The sequence below is a fragment of the Roseovarius sp. EC-HK134 genome, from assembly GCF_902498815.1.
Lineage (GTDB): Bacteria > Pseudomonadota > Alphaproteobacteria > Rhodobacterales > Rhodobacteraceae > Roseovarius > Roseovarius mucosus_A.
Genome location: NZ_LR701544.1, coordinates 3,047,846 through 3,068,062, shown reverse-complemented (window position 1 = coordinate 3,068,062; position 20,217 = coordinate 3,047,846). Strand labels below are relative to the sequence as shown.

The 20,217-nt window shown below is 63.3% G+C and carries 22 protein-coding genes; 11 read left to right on the top strand and 11 right to left on the bottom strand.

Annotated features, from left to right (window positions below; genetic code table 11):
• Positions 1-27: 27 nt before the first annotated feature.
• From GC127_RS18675 to GC127_RS18660, 4 genes are all read left to right on the top strand, one after another.
• Complete coding sequence (locus tag GC127_RS18675) at positions 28-1,698, top strand: nitrite/sulfite reductase (RefSeq protein ID WP_151979350.1); 1,671 nt, start codon at positions 28-30, stop codon at positions 1,696-1,698.
• Positions 1,685-2,419, top strand: a complete 735-nt coding sequence (locus tag GC127_RS18670) for a phosphoadenylyl-sulfate reductase (RefSeq protein ID WP_008281156.1) — start codon at positions 1,685-1,687, stop codon at positions 2,417-2,419. Before GC127_RS18675 ends, GC127_RS18670 begins: the two co-directional genes overlap by 14 nt.
• Entirely contained in the window at positions 2,416-2,823 is a 408-nt protein-coding gene (locus tag GC127_RS18665) for a DUF934 domain-containing protein (RefSeq protein WP_151979349.1), read from the top strand. The genes GC127_RS18670 and GC127_RS18665 overlap by 4 nt, the downstream gene beginning before the upstream one ends.
• Positions 2,824-2,894: 71 nt before the next feature.
• Positions 2,895-3,746 carry a ferredoxin--NADP reductase gene (locus GC127_RS18660; RefSeq protein ID WP_081506280.1) on the top strand — a complete coding sequence of 284 codons (852 nt, stop codon included), beginning with the start codon at positions 2,895-2,897 and terminating at the stop codon, positions 3,744-3,746.
• A 73-nt stretch (positions 3,747-3,819) separates the two neighbouring features.
• Here GC127_RS18660 and GC127_RS18655 read toward each other — a convergent pair whose 3' ends face one another.
• Positions 3,820-4,626 carry a translation initiation factor 3 gene (locus GC127_RS18655; RefSeq protein ID WP_254700189.1) on the bottom strand — a complete coding sequence of 269 codons (807 nt, stop codon included), beginning with the start codon at positions 4,624-4,626 and terminating at the stop codon, positions 3,820-3,822.
• 213 nt (positions 4,627-4,839) lie between these two features.
• Here GC127_RS18655 and infC point away from each other — a divergent pair, with 213 nt between their 5' ends.
• The 3 genes from infC (at position 4,840) to GC127_RS18640 (ending at position 6,579) form a co-directional block, all read left to right on the top strand.
• Positions 4,840-5,385, top strand: a complete 546-nt coding sequence (infC, locus tag GC127_RS18650; RefSeq protein WP_037297761.1) for a translation initiation factor IF-3 — start codon at positions 4,840-4,842, stop codon at positions 5,383-5,385.
• Positions 5,386-5,503: 118 nt separating this feature from the next.
• Complete coding sequence (locus GC127_RS18645) at positions 5,504-5,818, top strand: hypothetical protein (RefSeq protein WP_008281161.1); 315 nt, start codon at positions 5,504-5,506, stop codon at positions 5,816-5,818.
• Between the two features lie 137 nt (positions 5,819-5,955).
• Positions 5,956-6,579, top strand: coding sequence for a J domain-containing protein (locus GC127_RS18640; RefSeq protein ID WP_008281162.1), 624 nt, complete (start codon positions 5,956-5,958; stop codon positions 6,577-6,579).
• Positions 6,580-6,612: 33 nt separating this feature from the next.
• Here GC127_RS18640 and GC127_RS18635 read toward each other — a convergent pair whose 3' ends face one another.
• Together GC127_RS18635 and dksA are read right to left on the bottom strand one after the other, a co-directional pair.
• Positions 6,613-7,785 carry an FAD-dependent monooxygenase gene (locus GC127_RS18635; RefSeq protein ID WP_008281163.1) on the bottom strand — a complete coding sequence of 391 codons (1,173 nt, stop codon included), beginning with the start codon at positions 7,783-7,785 and terminating at the stop codon, positions 6,613-6,615.
• A gap of 82 nt (positions 7,786-7,867) precedes the next feature.
• On the bottom strand, positions 7,868-8,323 hold the full coding sequence (dksA, locus tag GC127_RS18630) for an RNA polymerase-binding protein DksA (protein WP_232279198.1): 456 nt from the start codon (positions 8,321-8,323) through the stop codon (positions 7,868-7,870).
• Positions 8,324-8,481: 158 nt separating this feature from the next.
• Here dksA and GC127_RS18625 point away from each other — a divergent pair, with 158 nt between their 5' ends.
• The 4 genes from GC127_RS18625 (at position 8,482) to GC127_RS18615 (ending at position 12,335) form a co-directional block, all read left to right on the top strand.
• Positions 8,482-9,321: a MoxR family ATPase gene (locus tag GC127_RS18625; protein WP_008281165.1), complete on the top strand. Its 840-nt coding sequence runs from the start codon at positions 8,482-8,484 to the stop codon at positions 9,319-9,321.
• Between the two features lie 278 nt (positions 9,322-9,599).
• Positions 9,600-10,973 (top strand): DUF2927 domain-containing protein, encoded by a 1,374-nt coding sequence (locus GC127_RS18620; protein WP_008281166.1) that lies wholly within the window; start codon positions 9,600-9,602, stop codon positions 10,971-10,973.
• A 3-nt stretch (positions 10,974-10,976) separates the two neighbouring features.
• Positions 10,977-11,144: a hypothetical protein gene (locus tag GC127_RS22900; protein ID WP_008281167.1), complete on the top strand. Its 168-nt coding sequence runs from the start codon at positions 10,977-10,979 to the stop codon at positions 11,142-11,144.
• Between the two features lie 6 nt (positions 11,145-11,150).
• Positions 11,151-12,335: a VWA domain-containing protein gene (locus GC127_RS18615; protein ID WP_151979346.1), complete on the top strand. Its 1,185-nt coding sequence runs from the start codon at positions 11,151-11,153 to the stop codon at positions 12,333-12,335.
• Here GC127_RS18615 and GC127_RS18610 read toward each other — a convergent pair.
• The 8 genes from GC127_RS18610 to GC127_RS18575 all read right to left on the bottom strand — a co-directional run bounded on the left by GC127_RS18610 (position 12,332) and on the right by GC127_RS18575 (position 20,160).
• Positions 12,332-13,588 (bottom strand): PqqD family peptide modification chaperone, encoded by a 1,257-nt coding sequence (locus tag GC127_RS18610; protein WP_151979345.1) that lies wholly within the window; start codon positions 13,586-13,588, stop codon positions 12,332-12,334. The two genes, GC127_RS18615 and GC127_RS18610, sit on opposite strands and share 4 nt — an antisense overlap.
• Before the next feature lies 1 nt (position 13,589).
• Positions 13,590-13,928, bottom strand: a complete 339-nt coding sequence (locus GC127_RS18605; protein WP_151979344.1) for a hypothetical protein — start codon at positions 13,926-13,928, stop codon at positions 13,590-13,592.
• A 194-nt stretch (positions 13,929-14,122) separates the two neighbouring features.
• A complete protein-coding gene (locus GC127_RS22895) occupies positions 14,123-14,431 on the bottom strand; it encodes a hypothetical protein (protein ID WP_199861285.1) in 309 nt (102 codons plus the stop codon).
• Between the two features lie 106 nt (positions 14,432-14,537).
• Entirely contained in the window at positions 14,538-15,083 is a 546-nt protein-coding gene (locus tag GC127_RS18595) for an RSP_2648 family PIN domain-containing protein (protein WP_151979342.1), read from the bottom strand.
• Positions 15,080-16,276 (bottom strand): RSP_2647 family RNA methyltransferase, encoded by a 1,197-nt coding sequence (locus GC127_RS18590; protein ID WP_151979341.1) that lies wholly within the window; start codon positions 16,274-16,276, stop codon positions 15,080-15,082. Before GC127_RS18590 ends, GC127_RS18595 begins: the two co-directional genes overlap by 4 nt.
• A gap of 43 nt (positions 16,277-16,319) precedes the next feature.
• A complete protein-coding gene (locus tag GC127_RS18585; RefSeq protein ID WP_254700187.1) occupies positions 16,320-16,949 on the bottom strand; it encodes a DUF6778 family protein in 630 nt (209 codons plus the stop codon).
• A gap of 136 nt (positions 16,950-17,085) precedes the next feature.
• A complete protein-coding gene (locus GC127_RS18580) occupies positions 17,086-17,370 on the bottom strand; it encodes a hypothetical protein (protein WP_008282986.1) in 285 nt (94 codons plus the stop codon).
• 3 nt (positions 17,371-17,373) lie between these two features.
• Positions 17,374-20,160, bottom strand: coding sequence for a glutamine-synthetase adenylyltransferase (locus GC127_RS18575; RefSeq protein WP_151979339.1), 2,787 nt, complete (start codon positions 20,158-20,160; stop codon positions 17,374-17,376).
• Positions 20,161-20,217: the final 57 nt, after the last annotated feature.

Genomic DNA, 20,217 nt, shown 5'->3' with positions numbered 1-20,217 from the left:
GACCTCCCAAGGTAAGGAACCCAGAAAATGTATCAATACAACGACTTCGACACCGCTTTTATCGCAGAGCGTAACCGCCAATTCCGCGCGCAGGTGGACCGCCGCGTTGCCGGCAACCTGACCGAGGATGAATTTCGCCCCCTGCGCCTGATGAACGGGCTCTACCTGCAACTGCACGCCTATATGCTGCGCGTGGCGATCCCCTATGGCTCGCTTGATCCGGCCAAGCTGCGCCAACTGGCCTATCTGGCAGAGCGGTGGGACAAGGGCTATGGCCATTTCACCACCCGCACCAACATTCAATATAACTGGCCAAAGCTCAGCGATATCCCCGATATGCTCGATGCTCTGGCAGAGGTGGGGATGCACGCCATCCAAACCTCTGGCAACACCATCCGTAACGTGACCTCCGACCATTTCGCAGGCGCCGCTGCGGATGAAATCGAAGATCCGCGCCCGGTGGCCGAACTTGTCCGGCAATGGTCCACCGACCATCCTGAATTCCAATTCCTGCCGCGCAAGTTCAAGATTGCCGTCATCGCCTCTGACAGCGACCGCGCCGTGATGAAGAGCCATGACATCGGCCTCAAGATCGTCGAGCGTGATGGCGCGCGCGGCTTTGAGGTCTGGGTTGGTGGTGGCATGGGCCGCACGCCGATGGTGGCCAAACTGCTGCGCGATTTCCTGCCGCGCGCAGATTTGCTGCCCTATCTGGAATCGGTGCTGGCGACCTACAACCGCATCGGACGGCGTGACAACAAATACAAGGCGCGTATCAAGATCACCGTGCACGAGAACGGCCTTGATGAGATCCGCGCCCTGGTCGAGGAGGAATTCCCCCGCCGCCGCGCCGCCTTCTCTGGCGTCGATCAGGACTGGCTGGCGCGGATCAACGCGGCCTTTGTCACGCCCACCCTCTCAGAACGGGATGCCGCCCCCTATTACGCCGCCCGCGATGCCGATCCGGTGTTCCGCGCCTGGGCCGATACCAATGTGACAGCGCACAAACACGCCGATCACGGCATCGTCACCATTAGCCTCAAGGCGCATGGGCAAACACCGGGCGACGCCTCCGCCGACCAAATGCGTCTCGTTGCCGATCTGGCGGAAAAATACGGCCATAACGACATCCGCGCCACCCACGCGCAGAACCTTGTTCTGCCGCATGTGGCCTTGGCCGACATTCCCGCAGTGCATGCGGCCCTGAAAGCTGTCGGGCTGGCGACGGCGAACATCGGCCTTGCCTCGGATATCATCGCCTGCCCTGGCATGGATTATTGCGCGCTGGCAACCGCCCGCTCGATCCCCGTGGCCCAAGGCATCGCCACCCGCCTCGAAGAGCTCAAGATCGAGCATGAGGTGGGCCACCTTCAGATCAAGATCTCGGGCTGCATCAACGCCTGCGGGCATCACCATGTGGGCCATATCGGCATTCTTGGCCTCGACCGTGCGGGCGTTGAAAACTACCAGATCACCCTTGGCGGCGATGCGTCGGAAAACACGGCCATCGGCACCCGCACCGGGCCGGGCTTTGCCTATGACGAAATTGTGCCCGCCATCGAGCGTCTGATCTTTGCCTATCTCGACCTGCGCGAAGGACCGGAAGAGACCTTCCTCGAGGCCTATAATCGTCTCGGGATGGCCCCCTTCAAATCCGCGCTCTACGATGCAGAGGCCCGCGCCCATGCCGCAGAGTGACCTGACCACACGGGTTCACGCGCTCAACGACCGATACCGCCATCATTCGGCGGTGTCGGTGCTCGAGCATGCGTTGCGCGATCCACAAGCGGGCAAGCTGGCGCTTGTCTCAAGCTTTGGCGCGGAATCCGTCGTGCTCTTGCACATGGTCTCGGTCACCCGTCGCGACACGCCGGTGATTTTCATCGACACCGAAATGCTCTTTGCCGAAACGCTTGTCTATCAACAGGAATTGGCAGAGCGGCTTAACCTCAGTGGCCTGCGCATCATTCGCGCGGACGCGGGCGATCTGAGAGCCCAAGACCCCGATGCGACCCTTCATCAACGCGATACCAATGCCTGCTGCGCCCTGCGCAAATCCGCGCCGCTGCAACGCGCGCTCACAGGCTTTGATGGCTGGATCACCGGGCGCAAACGCTATCAATCCGGCACCCGTGCCGCGCTCGATTTCTTCGAGGTCGAGGACGAGACCGGGCGCATCAAGGTCAATCCACTTGCCCATTGGGCACCCGAAGATATCCGCACCTATATGGACGAAAACCGCCTGCCCCGGCATCCGCTGGTCGCGCGCGGCTATCCGTCCATCGGCTGCATGCCCTGCACAACACCCGTTGCACCGGGCGAAGATCCCCGATCCGGCCGCTGGCGCGATCAGGACAAAACCGAATGTGGCATCCATTTTGTCAACGGCAAGATGGTGCGAAAAGGAGTATCCGCATGACTGTCATCATCACCGACCGGGGCTTTGCGCCCGACGACTGGACCGCCCCGATCACACCCCTGGCCGAGGCGGGTGCCGAGACGACAGCGCTCGATCTGCCCAATGACGCCAACCCCGCTACGCTCGCCGGGCGGCTCGAGGGTATCACCTTCATTCGCGTCGATTTCCCCGCGGCTGCTGACGGGCGCGGCTATTCCATCGCGCGTCAACTGCGGCTCATGGGCTATACCGGGCGCTTGCGCGCGCGCGGCCATGTCATCGCCGATCAATACGCCATGGCGCGGCGGTCGGGTTTCGACGAGGTCGAGATTTCCGATACCCTCGCCTCCCGTCAGCCCGAGGCAGATTGGCTTTTTCGCGCGGATTGGCAGGCGCATGACTATCAGGCGCGGCTGCGCGGCTGATTAGCCCTTTCACCTGACCTGAATCAAAGATTAGAAAAGGATGTCGGTTTAAACGACCGGCAGATGACACCATGAACGAGATGACCGCCGTGACCCAAGCGACCGCGAAAGCGCCCAAAACCCTTGCGATCCCCGATGCGCAGATCGTGACAGAGGTGAAACACTGGACCGACCGGCTGTTTTCGTTCCGCGTGACGCGGCCCGCCAGCTTGCGCTTTCGCTCGGGCGAATTCGTGATGATCGGCCTCATGCAAACGGATGAGAAAACCGGCAAGGAAAAACCGCTCCTGCGCGCCTATTCCATCGCCTCGCCCTCTTGGGATGACGAGCTGGAATTCTACTCGATCAAGGTGCAGGACGGCCCGCTCACCTCGCGCCTCCAGCACATCGAAGTGGGCGATGAAATCATCCTTCGCCCCAAACCCGTGGGCACGCTGGTGCATGACGCGCTCTTGCCCGGCAAGCGGATCTGGTTCTTTGCCACCGGCACCGGCTTTGCGCCTTTTGCCTCGCTTCTGCGCGACCCGCAGACCTATAGCGATTATGACGAGGTCATCATCACCCACACCTGCCGCGAAGTGGGCGAATTGCAATATGGCGCGGATCTGATCGAGAGCATTCGCAACGACGAAATGCTGGCCGAACTGATCGGCGAAGGCTTTGCCGACAAGCTGCGCTATTATCCCACCACCACGCGCGAGGAGAGCCCCAAGATGGGCCGGATCACCGACCTCATGCGCTCGGGCGAGGTCTTTGCTGATCTGGGTGTGGCCCCGCTCAGCCCAGAGACCGACCGCGCCATGGTCTGCGGCAACCTGGCCTTCAACCTCGAGATCAAGGACATGCTCGAGGGCTACGGGCTGCGCGAGGGGGCCAACTCCGACCCCAAGGAATATGTCGTGGAAAAAGCGTTCCTCGACTAAACCCAAACGTCAAACATAAAAAACCCGCGCAGGGCCAACACCTTGCGCGGGCTTCTTCATGTAATATCATTGCTCAGTAGCCGAGCGCCGCACGCGCCGCTTCAAGGGCCGCTTTGAGCAGTTCAGGATTGTCCTGCGCCGCCTTAACGCCTTCCAGCAGCATCGTCTTTTGCAACGCACCGACGTCAGAGCCTTCAATCAGCGTCTGAACCGTGGCCAGGTCAAAACCCTCAACCGTCAGCGCCTCCGGGGCCACTTCTGCCGCCGTCGCAGGCTGATCAACCGCTGCCGAAACCGCATCCGCTGCGGCCTCGGTGGCCGTATCCTGCGCGCCCTCAACCGCCTCTGTGGCCGTCTCCTGTGCTGCGTCCGCGGCCTCAGTCGCGGTCTCGGTTGCAGCCGTGGCTGCGTCGGTCGCGGTGTCCGCGGCCTCGGTGGCCGTGTCCTGCGCGCCCTCAACCGCCTCTGCGGCAGTCTCCTGCGCTGCGTCCGCTGCCTCGGTCGCAGTCTCGGTCGTGGCGTCTACTGCGGTTCCTGCGGCCTCGGATGCCTCGGTCGCGGTCTCTGTCACAGCCTCTGTCGCGCTCTCAACCGCCTCTGCTGCGGCATCGCCTGCGGCGGCTGCCGTATCGCTCACAGCCTCAACGGCTGTCTCAGCAGCCTCTTGCGTGGCCTCGACCGCCTCGGCTGCGGTGTCCGCCACGGCCTCTGCCGCGTCACCAACTGCCGTTGCCGCATCTTCCAACGCGGCCGGCGCTTCGACTTCGGTCTCGGTCGGGCTCACGCTCTCGACAACCTCTTCCACGGACTTGCCGGAAAAGAGCAGATAGCCCCCCCCCAGCACAACCGCCGCCACGAGAATCCAAATCAGGTTTTTCATAACCATCTCCCCAAAACTGTCTGGCCCGCACGCTTGTCGCGCGGTCCTTTGCTAACTCCCTCCCAAATGTAGACACAAAAGGAAAGGCGCAAGGGGGAATTGACCGGCTTTCGGCTCAGATCAGCCTATTTGCAGCTTGAAAGCGCGGCGCACCGCGTTTACCTTGCAGCGTCAAATTCAACCGACCCGAACAACAATCGAAGGAACAAAGCCATAGCCCGCAGACCCCACAACGCGCCCCCTACGCGCGAAACCGGCCCCCGTATCAATGACCGCATTCGCTGTGATGAAATTCGCCTGATCGGCGCAGATGGCGAAAACGTCGGGCTCATAACCCCACAACGTGCGCTTGAAATGGCCGAAGAGGCAGGACTTGATTTGGTCGAAATCTCGCCAAGCGCCACGCCGCCGGTCTGCAAGATCATGGATTTCGGGAAATACAAGTATGAGCAGCAAAAGCGTGAGGCCGAGGCCCGCAAGAAGCAGCACATCATCGAGATCAAGGAAATCAAGTTCCGCCCCGGCACTGACACGCATGACTATGACGTCAAGATGCGCAGCGTCGTGAAATTCCTGCAAGGCGGCGACAAGGTAAAGATCACCTTGCGCTTCCGTGGTCGCGAAATGGCGCATCAGGACTTGGGCCGCCAACTTCTTGAACGCATCGCCGATGACATCAAAGAGGTAGGCCGGGTCGAGAACATGCCCAAGATGGAAGGTCGCCAGATGATCATGGTGATCGGACCGGGCCCCAAGTAACCCTGCCCGCCTTAACCAAATGCACAGCCCCGGACCCATCGTCCGGGGCTTCGTGTTTCGCTTGCGCCCCCAGACCAGTCGCGTAAGGTATGGCGCCTGCATCAATCCGGAGCTGCAAATGCCCCTTTTCGAATACAAGGTCCTGCCCGCGCCCACCCGTGGCCGCAAGGCCCCCGGCGTCAAAACCCCCGAGGCGCGCTTTGCCTTGGGCGTCGAGGATCTGCTCAATGATATGGCGCGCGCCGGTTGGGAATATCTGCGAACAGACATTCTCCCCAGCGAAGAGCGGCAAGGCCTGACCTCGACCCACACCGTTTATCGCTCGGTTGCGGTCTTTCGCCGCGAGGTGGTGATCCCCGGCACGGCACAGACCGCCGCGCCGGATACAGCCAGCATCCCCCCACGTGCCCCGGATGTGATTGAGACGGATTGACCACCGCCTGACCCTGCGCACGGGCTCTCTGTCAAGCCCCGAATGCGCGCCCCGACCCGGAATATTTTGCCCGCCGCCCCTTCAATTCCGCGCGTTTTGGCATACACTCTCGTCTCCGACTCGCAAAGGTAAGCCCCATGTCCAAATCAGATCCCTTCGGTTTCGATATGTCCGTCTCCTCGGCCAAGAAGAAGAATCCGCGCGGTCGGCGGGGCATGTCCGGCGCTTCCGAAACCTCGACCCGCGTCTGCGATCACGAGGGCTGCGAAGAGGCGGGCAAATATCGCGCGCCCAAGGCGCCCGATGTGCTCGACGATTATTTCTGGTTCTGCCAGCAGCATGTGCGCGACTATAACCTCAAGTGGAACTTCTTTGACGGCACCACCGAGGCCGAGTTGAACGCGCAGATGTCCAAGGACAAGGTGTGGGAGCGTGAAACCCGCCGCATCACCGATCCCGAGGCGCGCGCTTGGGCACGCCTGGGCATCGAGGACCCGCATCAGGTGCTGGGCGTCAACGCCACCCAGAACCCCGGCAAGAAAAAAGGCGGCACCCGCAAACTGCCCCCCACCGAACGCCGCGCCATCGAGATCCTCGAGGCCGAGGATACCTGGACCAAGGCCGAATTGCGCAAAGCGTATAAATCGCTGATCAAGGTGCTGCACCCGGATATCAACGGCGGCGACCGTAGCCAGGAGGAACAGTTGCAACAGGTGGTCTGGGCGTGGGAACAGATCAAGGAAAGCCGCAACTTCAAATAGGCGGGCAGAGTGGCGTTGCCTGAGCGTACGCCCCTACCCCGCCTTGCGCGTCACGTCATGGCCATAAAGCCAGTCAAACTGCCGCAACATGCGCTCGGGCGCGAATGCCCCGCCGGCCCGTAACGCCGTATGCGCCGCCCAACGGAGCGGCGGAAAACTCAGGTGGTATTTCCACGCATTGCGATTGGCCGCCTCAACCACCCGCCGCACCCGTGCGTCGCGCCGCCCCTGATAGGCCGCCAGCCCCTCGGCAAGCCCCTCCGCAGCACTCAGAGCATCGACCAGCACCCAGGCATCCTCCAGCGCCATCGACGCCCCCTGCGCCATAAAGGGCAAGGTCGGGTGCGCGGCATCCCCCAACAGCGCCAGCCCGTCCCGCTGCCAGACCTGCGCCACCGGATGCCGGAACAGCCCCCACAGATGCACCTCCTCGACCGCCGACAGCATCGCCTGCACCTCTGGCCCGAAATCGCCAAAGGCCGCGCGCAGCGCCATCGGATCATCCTTCTGGCTCCAGCTTTCCTCGGTCCAGGCGGCGCGCTCTTGTACCGCCACCAGATTAAGCAGCGTGCCCCCCCGCAACGGATAGCTCACCACATGGCGCATCGGCCCCATATGCACCTGCGCCTCAGGGCCGCGCCCCAAAAGATTGGGCACCACCGCCCGCCATGCCACTTGCCGGGTAAAGAACGGCGCCAGCGTGCCATTCAGCGCGCGCCGCACCACCGAATGCAGCCCGTCCGCCCCGATCACCAGATCCGCATCAAACCGCGAGTCATTGGCCATCCGCACGCAGGGGCGCTCGCCGCCCTCGACCGCGCTGACCTTTTGCATCAGCCGCACCTTGACCCCGACCTCGCGTGCGCCCTCGGCCAACACGTCGATCAGGTCTGCACGGTGGATGAAATGATAATTTCGATCCTGTAATCCCGCCAGATCCAGCCGCAGCACTTCGCCCCGCTGATAATCGCGCAGACTGACAGCTTGCGCCTGCATCGACCGCGCCACAAGCGGCACATCCAGCCCAAGCGCGCGCAGCACGGCAAACCCATTGGGGCTGATCTGCAATCCAGCCCCCACTTCGGAAATCTCGGGCGCTTGCTCCAACAGGGTCACATCCGCCCCGCGCAGGCACAGCGCGCGCGCGACGGCCAGCCCGCCAATTCCGGCCCCAATGACCGCGATGTTCAGCCCATCCAGTGTCATGGCACCTCTCTTGATACGAAACGCGCCGGGAGGAAAGTCCCGGCGCGCTCTGTCGTTTAAATTTCGCTGTTGGGCCGTGAGCTCAATCGTCGCGATGCACCTTTTCGCGCCGCTCATGGCGCTCCTGCGCCTCCAGCGTCATGGTGGCGATGGGCCGCGCGTCCAGCCGCTTGAGGCTGATCGGCTCGCCGGTCATCTCGCAATAGCCAAATTCGCCATCCTCGATCCGCCGCAACGCGGCGTCGATCTTGCCCACCAGCTTGCGCTGACGGTCGCGGGTGCGCAATTCCAGCGCACGATCCGTTTCTTCGCTGGCTCGGTCAGCCACATCCGGAATGGCCCGAGTGCCATCCTGCAATCCTTCGATTGTCTCCCTGCTGCCCTCCAGCAACTCCAGCCGCCAGGCAATCAGCTTGCGCCGAAAATACTCCAGCTGCCGGTCATTCATGAACGGCTCATCTTCCGCTGGCTGGTAATCTTCGGGCAGAAATACTTCCGCTTTCATCTCGATCCCCTCATCAAGGCCAGTGTCTGGCATAATGAACTCCTCAGACAGTCGGCGCCCCATGGGCGGTGATCTACACGCCACATTCAGGATTGTCACTAGCCAATCACGCGCCATTGATGTGAATTGTCTAACCGTCTAGGTTGCCACCGAATACAGCGCCGCTGACCTCTGACAGGATTGAAAAACCGATGAAATTCCAAGGCACCGAGGCCTATGTCGCCACCGAAGACCTGACCGTCGCCGTCAACGCCGCCGTGACATTGGAACGCCCCCTGCTGGTCAAGGGCGAACCCGGCACAGGCAAGACCGAATTGGCCCGGCAGGTGGCAGGTGCGCTTGGCCTGCGGCTGATCGAGTGGAATATCAAATCCACCACCAAAGCCCAACAGGGCCTTTATGAATACGACGCCGTCAGCCGCCTGCGCGACAGCCAGTTGGGCGAGGCGCGGGTGCATGATGTGGCCAATTACATCAAACGCGGCAAACTCTGGGAGGCCTTCGCCTCTGACGAAAAGGTCGTGCTGCTCATCGACGAGATCGACAAGGCCGATATCGAGTTTCCCAATGACTTGCTGCAAGAACTCGACCGCATGGAATTCCATGTCTACGAGACAGGCGAGACCATCCGCGCCCGCCACCGCCCCGTCATCATCATCACCTCGAACAATGAAAAAGAACTGCCCGACGCCTTTCTGCGCCGCTGCTTCTTTCACTACATCCGCTTTCCCGACCCCGAAACCCTGCGGCGCATCGTCGAGGTGCACCATCCCGGCATCAAGGACGCGCTCCTGTCGACCGCCCTCACCCAGTTTTTCGAGATCCGCGATCAGCCGGGCCTCAAGAAAAAACCCTCGACCTCCGAAGTTTTGGATTGGCTCAAACTGATCCTGGCCGAGGATCTGACCCCCGAGGATCTGCGCCGCGACGGGGCAGATGCCCTGCCCAAACTGCACGGCGCGCTTCTCAAGAACGAGCAGGATGTGCATCTCTTTGAGCGTCTCGCCTTCATGGCACGCCGCCAGAGATAAAAGTTTCAAGGGATATGCCCTTGTTTTAGAATGCTATTCAACCATGGCATGCGCCCTGTTCCGTGCTAAGATGCAGTTGCCACAATTTTGCCGCAAATGCTCCTTACGCGGGACAGGATGAAAATGAATTCTACCCCCGACCCGGCAAAGGCCGTGGCAGGGATACGCTGCGCAAGGCCGATGGGTCTTGCACGCCCCTTGCCCGCCCCCGTCGGCGACTGGGCCCGCGCCACGGCGGCTGCGGGCTCCTTGGTTTCGATTTAGGTTACGGGGGTCTTATGCGTCGTGTCATTCTACCGATCTGCCTGCTGCTAGGGGCCTGTGTGCCCGGCACCTATAGCTATCACGAACCGGCCACCCGCGCCGCGATGCCGGAAGAGGCCGGGATGCCACCAATGAAGGCGTTTTCCGCCCCCCGCCCCCTGCCCCCGCAACGCTCCAACCGCGATATTCAGCGCGACATCCTCGATCTTGGATTTCAGCTTGAATCGGGCCGCATGCTGCAACATTTCTCGCGCTTTGAGGGGCCAATCACCGTGCGCGTGACCGGCGAACCTCCGATCACCCTCATTTCAGACCTCAACCGCCTGATGCACCGCCTGCAAACCGAGGCAGGGATCAACATCAGCCGCGTCTCCGAAGGCCCCGCCAATATCACCATCGAGGCCGTCAGCCGCGACGCAATCCAGCGCAGCCTGCCCAAGGCCGCCTGTTTCGTTGTGCCCAATATCTCGCGCCTGTCGCAATACCGCGCCGCCCGCAATTCCCGCGCCACGGATTGGAGCCAGCTGCGCCAACGCGAGAGAATCGCCATCTTCGTTCCCAATGACACCAGCCCGCAAGAGGTGCGCGATTGCCTGCACGAGGAACTCGCGCAGGCCCTTGGCCCCCTCAACGATCTTTACCGCCTTTCGGACAGCGTCTTTAACGATGACAACGTCCATGCCGTGCTGACCGGATTTGACATGCTGGTGCTCAAGGTGTTTTACGCCCCCGAATTGCGCGCCGGCATGACCCGCCGCGAAGTCGAGGAACGTCTACCCGCGATCCTGTCACGCCTCAATCCCGCCGGGGATGGGTTGGCCCCGCGCTTTGCCGGATCCACCCCCCGCGCTTGGATCGACGCCATCCAGACGGCTCTTGGGCCGGGCGCGCGCCCGCTGGAACGCCGCGCCGCCGCAACAGATGCGGTGCGCATCGCGCAGGCGGTCGGCTGGAACGATCACCGCCGCGCCTTCAGCCATTTCGCGCTCGGCCGGATCACCCAAGCCTCCGATCCCGATTTTGCACAGGAACAATTTGTCCTTGCCGAACGCTTCTACGAGGCGAACCCGGGCACAGACCTGCACCGCGCTTTTGCCGCCGCCCAACTGGCCGCCTATGCCATCGCCCAAGGGCGCGGCGAGGATGCGCTGATGCTGATCGGCCCACATCTGGCCACGGCTGAGCGCGCCGAAAACGCGGCCCTCTTGGCCACGCTGATGATGCTGCGCGCCGAGGCGCTCGATCTCTCGGGCCGCGTCTCAGAGGCGCAGGCCGTCAGGCTGGACAGTCTGGGCTGGGCGCGTTACGGGTATGGCGCGGATTGGGCCGTGCGTGCCAAACTGCGCGAAGTTGGCGCGCTCAGCCCGCTCAAAGGACCGAACGGGTAAGGCATGATCGTAATCATCGGGGCACTACTGGGCGCGCTCACCGGCGCGTTCATGGCACGGCGGCGCAAGGGCAAGCTGGCGGATATTCTGCAATACGCCTTTGTATATGCCCTTATTTTCGCCCTTCTGGGTCTCTTCGCGACGCTGATCATCCACCGCAGCGCGCTCTGATCCGCGATGTTCCGGCCGTTCTTTGAGAACCTCAGACGCGCGGGCCTGCCGGTTTCCCTGCGCGAATACTTGACCTTTCTCGAGGCGATGGGGCGCGGCCTTGTCACCTATGACGTCGACGGCTTCTACTACCTCGCCCGCACCGCGATGGTCAAAGACGAGCGTCATATCGACCGCTTCGATCAGGCCTTTTCCGCCAGCTTTTCCGGGTTAGAGGCCATCAGCACCCAAGACGTGCTTGATGCCGTCGACCTGCCCGCCGAATGGCTGCAAAAACTGGCCGAAAAGCATCTGACACCCCAAGAGCGCGCCGAAATCGAGGCGCTTGGCGGCTTTGACAAGCTGATGGAAACGCTGCGCGAGCGCCTCAAGGAACAGCAGGGTCGCCATCAGGGCGGCTCGAAATGGATCGGCACCGCTGGCACATCGCCCTTCGGGGCCTATGGCTACAATCCCGAGGGTGTGCGCATTGGTCAGGATGAAAGCCGCCACCGACGCGCGGTCAAGGTCTGGGATAAACGCGAATTCCGCAATCTCGACGACTCGGTCGAACTGGGCACGCGCAACATCAAGGTCGCGCTGAAGCGCCTGCGCAAATGGGCACGCGACGGGGCCGCCGAAGAACTTGATCTTGACGGCACCATCCGCGCCACCGCCGAACATGGCTATCTCGATGTGCAAACCCGGCCAGAGCGGCGCAATGCGGTCAAAGTGCTGCTCTTTCTCGATGTCGGCGGCTCGATGGACCCGCATATCAAGGTGGTCGAGGAACTCTTCAGCGCCGCCCGCGCCGAATTCAAACATCTTGAGTATTACTACTTCCACAATTGCCTCTATGAAGGCGTGTGGCGCGACAATGCCCGCCGCTGGAATGCCCAGATCCCAACCCAAGAGGTGCTGCGCACCTATGGGCCGGATTACAAATGCATCTTCGTCGGCGATGCCAGCATGTCGCCCTATGAAATCGCCTATCCCGGCGGCGCCAATGAACACTGGAACGCCGAAGCCGGACAGGTCTGGCTCTCTCGCGCGCGCAGCCAATGGCCGCATCACCTCTGGATCAACCCGGTGCCACAGGGCGAATGGGGCTATACCCAGTCCATCGCCATGATCCGCGAGATTTTCGAGGACCGCATGGTGCCCATGACCCTCGCCGGGCTCGATCAAGGCATGCGGGCACTGCTGCGTTAACCCTCTGCGCGCACCAGCCCGCGCGCGCACATTTGCCCCAGAAGGTCCGACAGGTCGTCGGCAATCATCGTTTGGGGCGTGCCCACAAAGACCTCTGCCAGCGTTTCGGCAATGTCATGGCCATAGCACGGCTCCTCCAACAGCGCCCAAACCGCCCCGGCTACGGGATTGAGGCGAAAGAAATTGCGCCCCGCCATCTGCCACAAAAACACATCCTGCCCGATCTCGCGCGCGCTGACCTCTTCGGCGCGGCAAAACACCTGCGCCAGATCGGCTGGCACGGTCTCCGCCTCGACCGGATCAGGTGGCAGCATCGGGCCAATCTGCACGCCGCTCCCCGGCAATTGTGGCGCAGCACAGAGATCGCGCACCACCTGCACCGCCTCCTCCAGATCGCTATAGACCAGCGTCGCGCAGAAAAGCTGCGCACCAAGCGCCGCAAGCCGATCATAATGCGCCTCGGTCTCGCCGGGATCGGCGATATTCTGGCGGATCATATGGGCCACCGCATCCGCAACCCGCATCCGGTGCAGCCGCGCCGGACCAGAGGCTTCGCGCCGCAGCACGATCAACCCCGCCAAAGGGGCCTGCGTACCCAGCGGGGCCTGCCCGTCACACCGCACATAGCCATAGCGCCGGTCCTGCACCGTCAGATGATCCGCAACATAGGCGCGAAACCCATCCGAAACCCCCTCAGGCAAGGGCAGGCGCAGGCGCGGCTGAACCCCAAGCGCCACGCCCTGCCCGTCTGGGTTCACCGGCAACACATCGTCGCAATAAAGCCGCACCCCCGGCTCTGCCGCCAGCCGCGTGACCAGCGTCGTCTTGCCCGCTCGATATGGCCCGGTAAAGGCCAAGAGATGCCCCCCCACCTCGACCGCGCCACAATGCAGCCCGATCATTTCAGGGCGCGCATCGCAATAGCTTTGCACCAGGTCGGCCACCACGCCACAGGTCGCCCCAGCCAGCCCCAGATCGGTCAACGGCGCGCGCGACCACCACGACTGATAGCTATAGCGCCCGCTGTCCTCTGCTGTGACCCGCGTCACCGGCACGGCCTCAGAGGGCGCTCCCGGCAGGCTCCGACAGCCCCAGCCCGGCATTACCTCTGACAACACCCCGGCCACCGCCTCGGCGCGGCTTAGCACCACCTCCTGCGGCACGGTGTCGAACCGCAACAGGCATTCTGCGGAGTCAGACGCCGCGCGCAGCCGGGCCGCAAACTGTCTTACCGGATGCAACATGGCGCGCATGTCACCGCAGCCTGTTCAAATCGTTCAAGGTGCCGATGATGCCATCGACCACCTGACCCGTACTTACATAGCCTTGCCTGCCACGGCCCGACGGCCCCGACCCATAGGACCCCCGGCTTGATCCGCGCCCGTAATAATACCCGCTGCGGGAATAGCCCCCACCCGAACCGCGCGATCCCCGTGATCCCCGCGACCCGCGTGATCCGCGCCCGCTGGCCTCAGAGGCATGTGCCGCCCCCAGATGCACCATCACCGGGGCCACATAGGCCAGCCCGCTCGCCAGCCCCAACCGCATCAGCAAGCGCCGCCGCGTCACATGTGTCTCGTCCTTATGTGCCATATCATTCATCCTGTGCTTGTTTCATCAGATGGGCAGAGCCACCCAAAAGGGGATCCTGTCGCAAAACCTAATCTGGCTGGACAGAAAATCCCGATTTGCGCTCTGATGCGCAGGCTTTCGCCGACCCTGCCCAACGCTTTGCGCGGTGAGTGCGGGCGATCAGGGCACCGCTGCGCCACGATCGCCCGTTGGTCCTAGCGTCCCGAAGGACCAGAACTGCGGTTGGATCCGCGCCCCGAAGGACCCGAGCCGCGCGCATTGCCAGCCCCACCGCCCGAGCCGCCGGGGCCGGACCCACCACCGCCGCCCGAGCCACCGGGGCCAGACCCGCCGCCACCCGAGCCGCCGCCGCCGTCACCGCCGCCACCATCACCGCCTGCGCCCGACGCATGCGCCGCCCCCAGATGCATCATCACCGGGGCCACATAGGCAAGCCCGCTCGCCAGCCCCAAACGGGCCAGCACGCGCCGCCGCGTCAGCATTGTATCCTTGTCCTGTGTCATGGTTCTCTCCTCTTGTGATCCACACCCCGGCAACGGGGCGGACAAGAGAGAAACGTCGCGGCGCAAGGATTATTCCAACCACGCCGGAAAAAAATGCAAAGGCCCGTCAGTCAGCCCCAAGCGCCTTGGCCAGACGCGGCAACTTGGCCTTTTTCAAAAGCGGGCGCATGTCCCAGTCGCGCTCCGACAGCGCCCGCGCCTTGTCCAGCACCGTTTCGGCCACCGCCGCCACCAGGCCCGGTTGCGCCTGCCAGATACCGTGCAAAAACCCATCCGGATCAGCCCGCCAAACCCCTTCTTCGGCCAGCGTTTGGCGTGGAAAATCGCGGGCATTCAGCGTGAGGATCCCATCCGCAGAGCCAGCAATCGTCGCTGCCAGCACATGGCGATCCGCCGGATCAGGCAACCAAAGCCGCGCCTCTAGCGACGGTGGATAGGTCACGCACGCCCGCGGCCAGCGCGCGGTCATCATCGCCGCCTCGCCCGCCGCCTGCGCCTCGGCCCCCGGTCCCAGCTTGACCACCGCGCGCAGCCATTCGCCAAGGATACGCTCAGACCAAAGCGGCTCAAACGCGCCGCCCGCCGCGACCCCCAGGATCATTTCCCGCATCACCGTGGGATAGATCACGCAGGTGTCGAGCAAGACTTTCATAACCGATAGAACAGCGCCTTGAGGTAGCCAGACTCTGCCAGATTGGCATGCAGCGGATGATCCGGCCCGGCAAAGCCGGTATGGATCAACGGCCCCACCCGCCCCGCGCGCCCAATGCCGCGCGTGCAGGCAGCGCGAAACTTGCTCAAATCCGCCGCATGCGAACAGGAACAAAGCGCCAGATAGCCGCCCGGTGCCACCAAAGGTGCCGCAAGCCGCGCCACCCGCTCATAGGCGCGCAGCCCCTTTTCCATCGCCTGTTTGCTCGGCGCAAAGGCCGGCGGATCACAGATGACCACATCAAATTGCGCGCCCTCTGCCGCCAACGCCTCCATCACGTCGAACGCATCGCCGCGCCGCGTCTCGAACCGCTCGGCCAGACCCATGCGCGCCGCACCTTGTGTTGCAAGGCCCAGCGCAGGCTCTGACCCATCGACCGCTAGCGCATACTCTGCCCCCGCGGCCAGAGCGGCCAATGAGAACCCGCCCACATGGCTGAACATATCCAGCACCCGCGCGCCCTTTGCCAGACGCGCCGCAAAGGCGTGATTGGGGCGTTGATCATAGAAAAGCCCGGTCTTCTGACCGCCCAAGAGATCGGCCATATAAATGGCCCCGTTCATCGGCACCGGCACCGGCCCTTCAGGTGCCACACCCGCCAGAACAGCGCTCTGATCATCAAGCCCCTCCAGCCCCCGCGCCCGGCCCCCGGCGTTCTTGAGCACGGTGCCCACGCCTGTCACCTCTTGCACGGCGGCCACCAGATCGCCCAGCATCGCCTCGGCCCAGGCTGCGTTGGGCTGGATCACGGCAATATCGTCAAAGCGGTCGATGACAACGCCGGGCAACCGATCGGCCTCGGCATGTACCAAACGGTAATAGGGCGCGTCATGCATCCGCGCGCGCATCTCATAGGCGCGGGTCAGACGCGCCACCAGCCACGCGCGATCAATGGCCACGCTGACATCGCGTTCCATCATCCGCGCCATGATCTTTGACGCCATATTGACCGCGACAAGGCCCAGAGGCGCGCGGTCCGCATCCTCCAAAAGTGCGATAGTGCCCGCGCTCAGCGCCTTGGTGCGCCGGTCGGTCACGATTTCATTATCGAATACCCAAGGCGCACCATGACGGATGGCGCGCGGCTCGACATTCGGGCGAAGGCGGATCACAGGATAAGGGGGCGGTGTCATACCGCCCCCTTACGCCGATTGTAGCCCATGGAAAAGATCAGATTTACTCGGTCACGCTCAAGGCCGCGACCAGATCGGTCTCAGCGCGCGGCGGCAGACCCAATTCGCCTCGGATCACTTTGGCCAGATGATCGGTGATCCGCACCTTTTGGGTGATCCCGCGCTGCTCTGCGGCCACCGCTGCCTGTCCCCCATAGGCCTTGAAACTGGCTTTGACAGGTTTCGTCGGACCATAAGGTGCACCCGTCTCGGGGTTGCGCAGGGTGATGGTGAAATGGATCGAATGCATGCCGCCGATGGTATAGCGCGCCTTTTCACTCAGCGCATGGAACCGGGTGACTTGGACATCAAGCACCGCAGGCATGCCGCCCGGCACACCGTCGCCCACACCGCGCGCCAGCGCCGTCTCAACGATGGACTTGACCTGCGCATGGCGATCCCCCGGCCTATCCTCGCGCCAGACGATATCGCCCATGGGATAATAGCTGTTAGCCTCCGAGACCTTGAGGGATTTGGGCACAGTCACCCGAATTTGCTGGACATCCAGTGGCACAGCGGCTGCCCGCAGGGCTGGGGTTTCCAGCGGGGCGTTGCGGGTTGCCGTCTCGACGCTCGCACAGGCCGACAGCGTCAATCCCAGCATCGCCACCGTAATGATTCTCAAATAGCTCATGTCTTCCTCCATGGGCTGTGTCCCTTGTCGCAACCTATGGATGACGCCGGATTAGGGCGCATTTGAGACAAACTCGGTGTATTACGGTGTCATTCACCACCCAAGCGGGAACTCAACCCATGCGAAACACGCAGGGTTATGACTGGTCCCCTGTGTCGCGGGGTCGGGATCGCCATCCCCCCCGCCTGCGCGCCGGGGCAGCGCTAACCATGCCCTCGCGCAAAACCCGCGTCATCGGATGATCAGGATTATCACCACCATATCGCGCGACCATTTCAGTAATGGCACCCGGCACCTCCTGCCCCACTGGCAGCGACAACGCCCAGTCAAGGAACACCGACCGACATTCCGGCTCGGTAATGCCCTCGATGCGGTAGGATTCGGTGATCAGCCCCTTGGGGTCCATGGGATCACGTGCCATGGCTCAGCGCCCCTTGGGCAGACGCACGAGCGCCGCACCCATCACCTCGGACGCCTCTCGGCTCAGTGTTTCCAGCCGCTCTTGCAACATCGCCAACCCCTCCTGCCCGGTCTCACGCAACAAAAACGCGGCACCACCTTCGCCCATACGCTCAGGCTCCAGCGGCTTGTCGCTGATCAGCCGCGCCACCATCTGCACCCGCCAGCAAAGCGCATAAGCCGCGTTCAGCGCTGCGCTATCCCCGTCACTCAGCCACCCGATTGCGACACCACCCACAAAGCCAGAGACAACATCGCGCGCCGCCTGCCCCGCCAAAAGGTTGCCCGCCTGCGCCATCAACTCCAACTCCAAGAGCCGCCCCGCCCCCAGCTTGGCATCCCATGGCCCGGCAGGTGCCTTGGCGCTCGCCACCCGCGCCCGCATTTCGGCCACCGCCTCCAGCACCGCCTCGGGCGCACCCTTTTCCCTGATCAACCGCTCGCGGAACGCCTCCACGTCCTGCGCCAAACCCGGCTCGCCCGTGATCACCCGCGCCCGCGTCAGCGCCAGATGCTCCCAGGTCCAGGCCTCCTCCTGCTGATAGCTCTGGAAACTTGGCCAGCTTGTCGCCACCGGCCCCTGATTGCCCGAGGGGCGCAACCGCATGTCCACCTCATAAAGCCGCCCCTCGGCCATCGGCGCGGTCAACGCCGTGATCATCGCCTGTGTGAGGCGCGCATAATAGGGCCGTGCGGCCAAGGGCCTGCGCCCATCCGAGCTTTCGGCCTCGCCCGCATCATAGATCACAATGAGGTCAAGATCAGACCCGGCATTCAGCCGCCCGGCCCCCAGCGATCCCATCCCCAGCACCACCGCACCCCGTCCCGGCGGCGTCCCATGCTTTTCGGCAAATTGCGCCAGAACCATTGGCCAGACGCCCGCAATCGCCGCGCCCGCCAGATCGGCATATTGCGCCGCCGCACGGTCGGCCCCGGTCAACCCCCGCAGATGATGCACCCCGATCCGGAAATGCCATTCCTTGCGCCAACGTCGCGCCGCATCCAGCGCCCGCTCATAATCAGACTCCGCCGCGAGCCGCGCCGCAAGCTCTGCCTCCAGCGCCGCCCGCCCCGGCCAATCGGCAAAGAAATCGCCCGCGATCACCGCATCAAACACGCCCGCATTGCGCGACAGATGCGCCGCCAGCGCAGGGGCCGTGCCAACAATATCCACCAGCAGGTCAATCAACTGCGGATTGGCCTCGAACAGCGAAAACACCTGCACCCCGGCAGGCAAACCCGCCAGAAACCCATCAAACGCCACAAGCGCCTCATTGGGATGCGCCGTGCGCGCCAGCCGCCCCAGAATATCCGGCTTCAACCGCTTGAAAATCTGCACCGCCCGATCCGAGCGTAACGCCGGGTAACTCGGCCAACGCGCGATCACATCGCCATTCAGCGCCTCAGCCGCCTCAGGTGTCTCCGGCGCTTCCTCGGGCCGGAAAAATCCTTCGATCAGATCATGCACCTCGGTCAGCCGTGCTTTGATCTCGGCGCGCAACTCGGCCGTGTCACGCCCCATAAAGGCGGCCAGCCGATCAAACTCCTCTGCCGAATTGGGCAACAAATGCGTCTGCGCATCGCGCAGCATCTGCACCCGATGTTCTACCTCGCGGTGAAACCGGTAATGCCCGGTCAGCGTCTCGGCTGCCGCCTGCGGCACCCAGCCTTTCTCGGCCAGCCGCGCCAGCCCCGCAACCGTGCCCCGCACCCGCAGGTCAGCATCCCGCCCACCCGCGATCAACTGACGGGTCTGGGTGAAAAACTCGATCTCGCGAATCCCACCCCGGCCCAGCTTCATGTTGTGCCCTTCAAGACACAGCGCACCCCCCAGCCCCTTATGCTCGCGAATGGCCAGACGCATGTTATGCGCATCCTCGATCGCGGCAAAATCCAGATGCTTGCGCCAGACAAAGGGCTTGAGCGTGCGCAAAAACCGCTCCCCCGCCGCGATATCCCCGGAACAGGGCCGCGCCTTGATATAGGCCGCACGCTCCCATGTGCGCCCAAGGCTTTCGTAATAGGCCTCTGCCGCTGCCATCGCCATGCAGACCGGGGTAACCCCCGAATCCGGGCGCAGCCGAAGATCGGTGCGAAACACATAGCCCTCGGCGGTGCGGTCATTCAGCATCGCCGACATCTTGCGCGTGGCCCGCACATAGGCGGCGCGCGCCTCGTGAAAATCCTCGCGCGCCAGCCGCGTCTCATCAAAAAGGCAGATAAGGTCAATGTCAGAGCTGTAGTTCAGCTCATGCGCCCCCATCTTGCCCATGGCCAGCACCACCATGCCCGCGCCGGTGGCCACATCCGCCTCGGTCATACCGGGCAGCTTGCCGCGTTTGATCTCTGCCGCCAGCGCCGCCTTCAGCGCCAGATCGCAGGCCAGATCGGCATAGTCCGTCAGATGCCCCGTCACCTCCTCCAGCGGCCAAACGCCCCCCAGATCAGCAAGCCCGGTGATCAGCGCCACCCGCCGCTTGCCCTCGCGCAAGCCAGAGGCCAGACGCTCCGCCGGGGCCTCCTTCAACGCCGCAAAAAGCGCGACCAGCGCCGCCTCAGGATCGTCAAACGCCCCCTCCAGCCACGCGGCCTCTTGCAAGATCAGCGATTTCAGAAACGGGCTGCACCCTGCCGCCCCCGCCACCAGATCCGATAGCTTGGGGTCAAGACCGGGCAAGGCGTCACGCGCCTCCTCCCCCTCGGCAGGATCAAAGGGGCGTGGCAGGCGGGTGAGGCGATCAAGAAAATTCATGACCCGAGTGATACAACCCGCGCAAGGCTGGTCAATGCCCCACGCGCCTGAAATACT

Coding starts and splice junctions, on each gene's coding strand:
- GC127_RS18635 (WP_008281163.1), bottom strand. CDS start 7,785: ATGACACTGGATGGGCTGAACATCGCGGTCATTGGGGCCGGAATTGGC.
- GC127_RS18580 (WP_008282986.1), bottom strand. CDS start 17,370: ATGGCACGTGATCCCATGGACCCCAAGGGGCTGATCACCGAATCCTAC.
- GC127_RS18645 (WP_008281161.1), top strand. CDS start 5,504: ATGCCCCTTTTCGAATACAAGGTCCTGCCCGCGCCCACCCGTGGCCGC.
- GC127_RS18625 (WP_008281165.1), top strand. CDS start 8,482: ATGAAATTCCAAGGCACCGAGGCCTATGTCGCCACCGAAGACCTGACC.
- GC127_RS18590 (WP_151979341.1), bottom strand. CDS start 16,276: ATGACACCGCCCCCTTATCCTGTGATCCGCCTTCGCCCGAATGTCGAG.
- GC127_RS18595 (WP_151979342.1), bottom strand. CDS start 15,083: ATGAAAGTCTTGCTCGACACCTGCGTGATCTATCCCACGGTGATGCGG.
- GC127_RS18615 (WP_151979346.1), top strand. CDS start 11,151: ATGTTCCGGCCGTTCTTTGAGAACCTCAGACGCGCGGGCCTGCCGGTT.
- GC127_RS18605 (WP_151979344.1), bottom strand. CDS start 13,928: ATGGCACATAAGGACGAGACACATGTGACGCGGCGGCGCTTGCTGATG.
- GC127_RS18620 (WP_008281166.1), top strand. CDS start 9,600: ATGCGTCGTGTCATTCTACCGATCTGCCTGCTGCTAGGGGCCTGTGTG.
- GC127_RS18610 (WP_151979345.1), bottom strand. CDS start 13,588: ATGCGCGCCATGTTGCATCCGGTAAGACAGTTTGCGGCCCGGCTGCGC.
- GC127_RS18640 (WP_008281162.1), top strand. CDS start 5,956: ATGTCCAAATCAGATCCCTTCGGTTTCGATATGTCCGTCTCCTCGGCC.
- GC127_RS22900 (WP_008281167.1), top strand. CDS start 10,977: ATGATCGTAATCATCGGGGCACTACTGGGCGCGCTCACCGGCGCGTTC.
- GC127_RS18575 (WP_151979339.1), bottom strand. CDS start 20,160: ATGAATTTTCTTGATCGCCTCACCCGCCTGCCACGCCCCTTTGATCCT.
- GC127_RS22895 (WP_199861285.1), bottom strand. CDS start 14,431: ATGACACAGGACAAGGATACAATGCTGACGCGGCGGCGCGTGCTGGCC.
- dksA (WP_232279198.1), bottom strand. CDS start 8,323: ATGCCAGACACTGGCCTTGATGAGGGGATCGAGATGAAAGCGGAAGTA.
- GC127_RS18585 (WP_254700187.1), bottom strand. CDS start 16,949: ATGAGCTATTTGAGAATCATTACGGTGGCGATGCTGGGATTGACGCTG.
- GC127_RS18655 (WP_254700189.1), bottom strand. CDS start 4,626: ATGAAAAACCTGATTTGGATTCTCGTGGCGGCGGTTGTGCTGGGGGGG.
- GC127_RS18670 (WP_008281156.1), top strand. CDS start 1,685: ATGCCGCAGAGTGACCTGACCACACGGGTTCACGCGCTCAACGACCGA.
- GC127_RS18665 (WP_151979349.1), top strand. CDS start 2,416: ATGACTGTCATCATCACCGACCGGGGCTTTGCGCCCGACGACTGGACC.
- GC127_RS18660 (WP_081506280.1), top strand. CDS start 2,895: ATGAACGAGATGACCGCCGTGACCCAAGCGACCGCGAAAGCGCCCAAA.
- GC127_RS18675 (WP_151979350.1), top strand. CDS start 28: ATGTATCAATACAACGACTTCGACACCGCTTTTATCGCAGAGCGTAAC.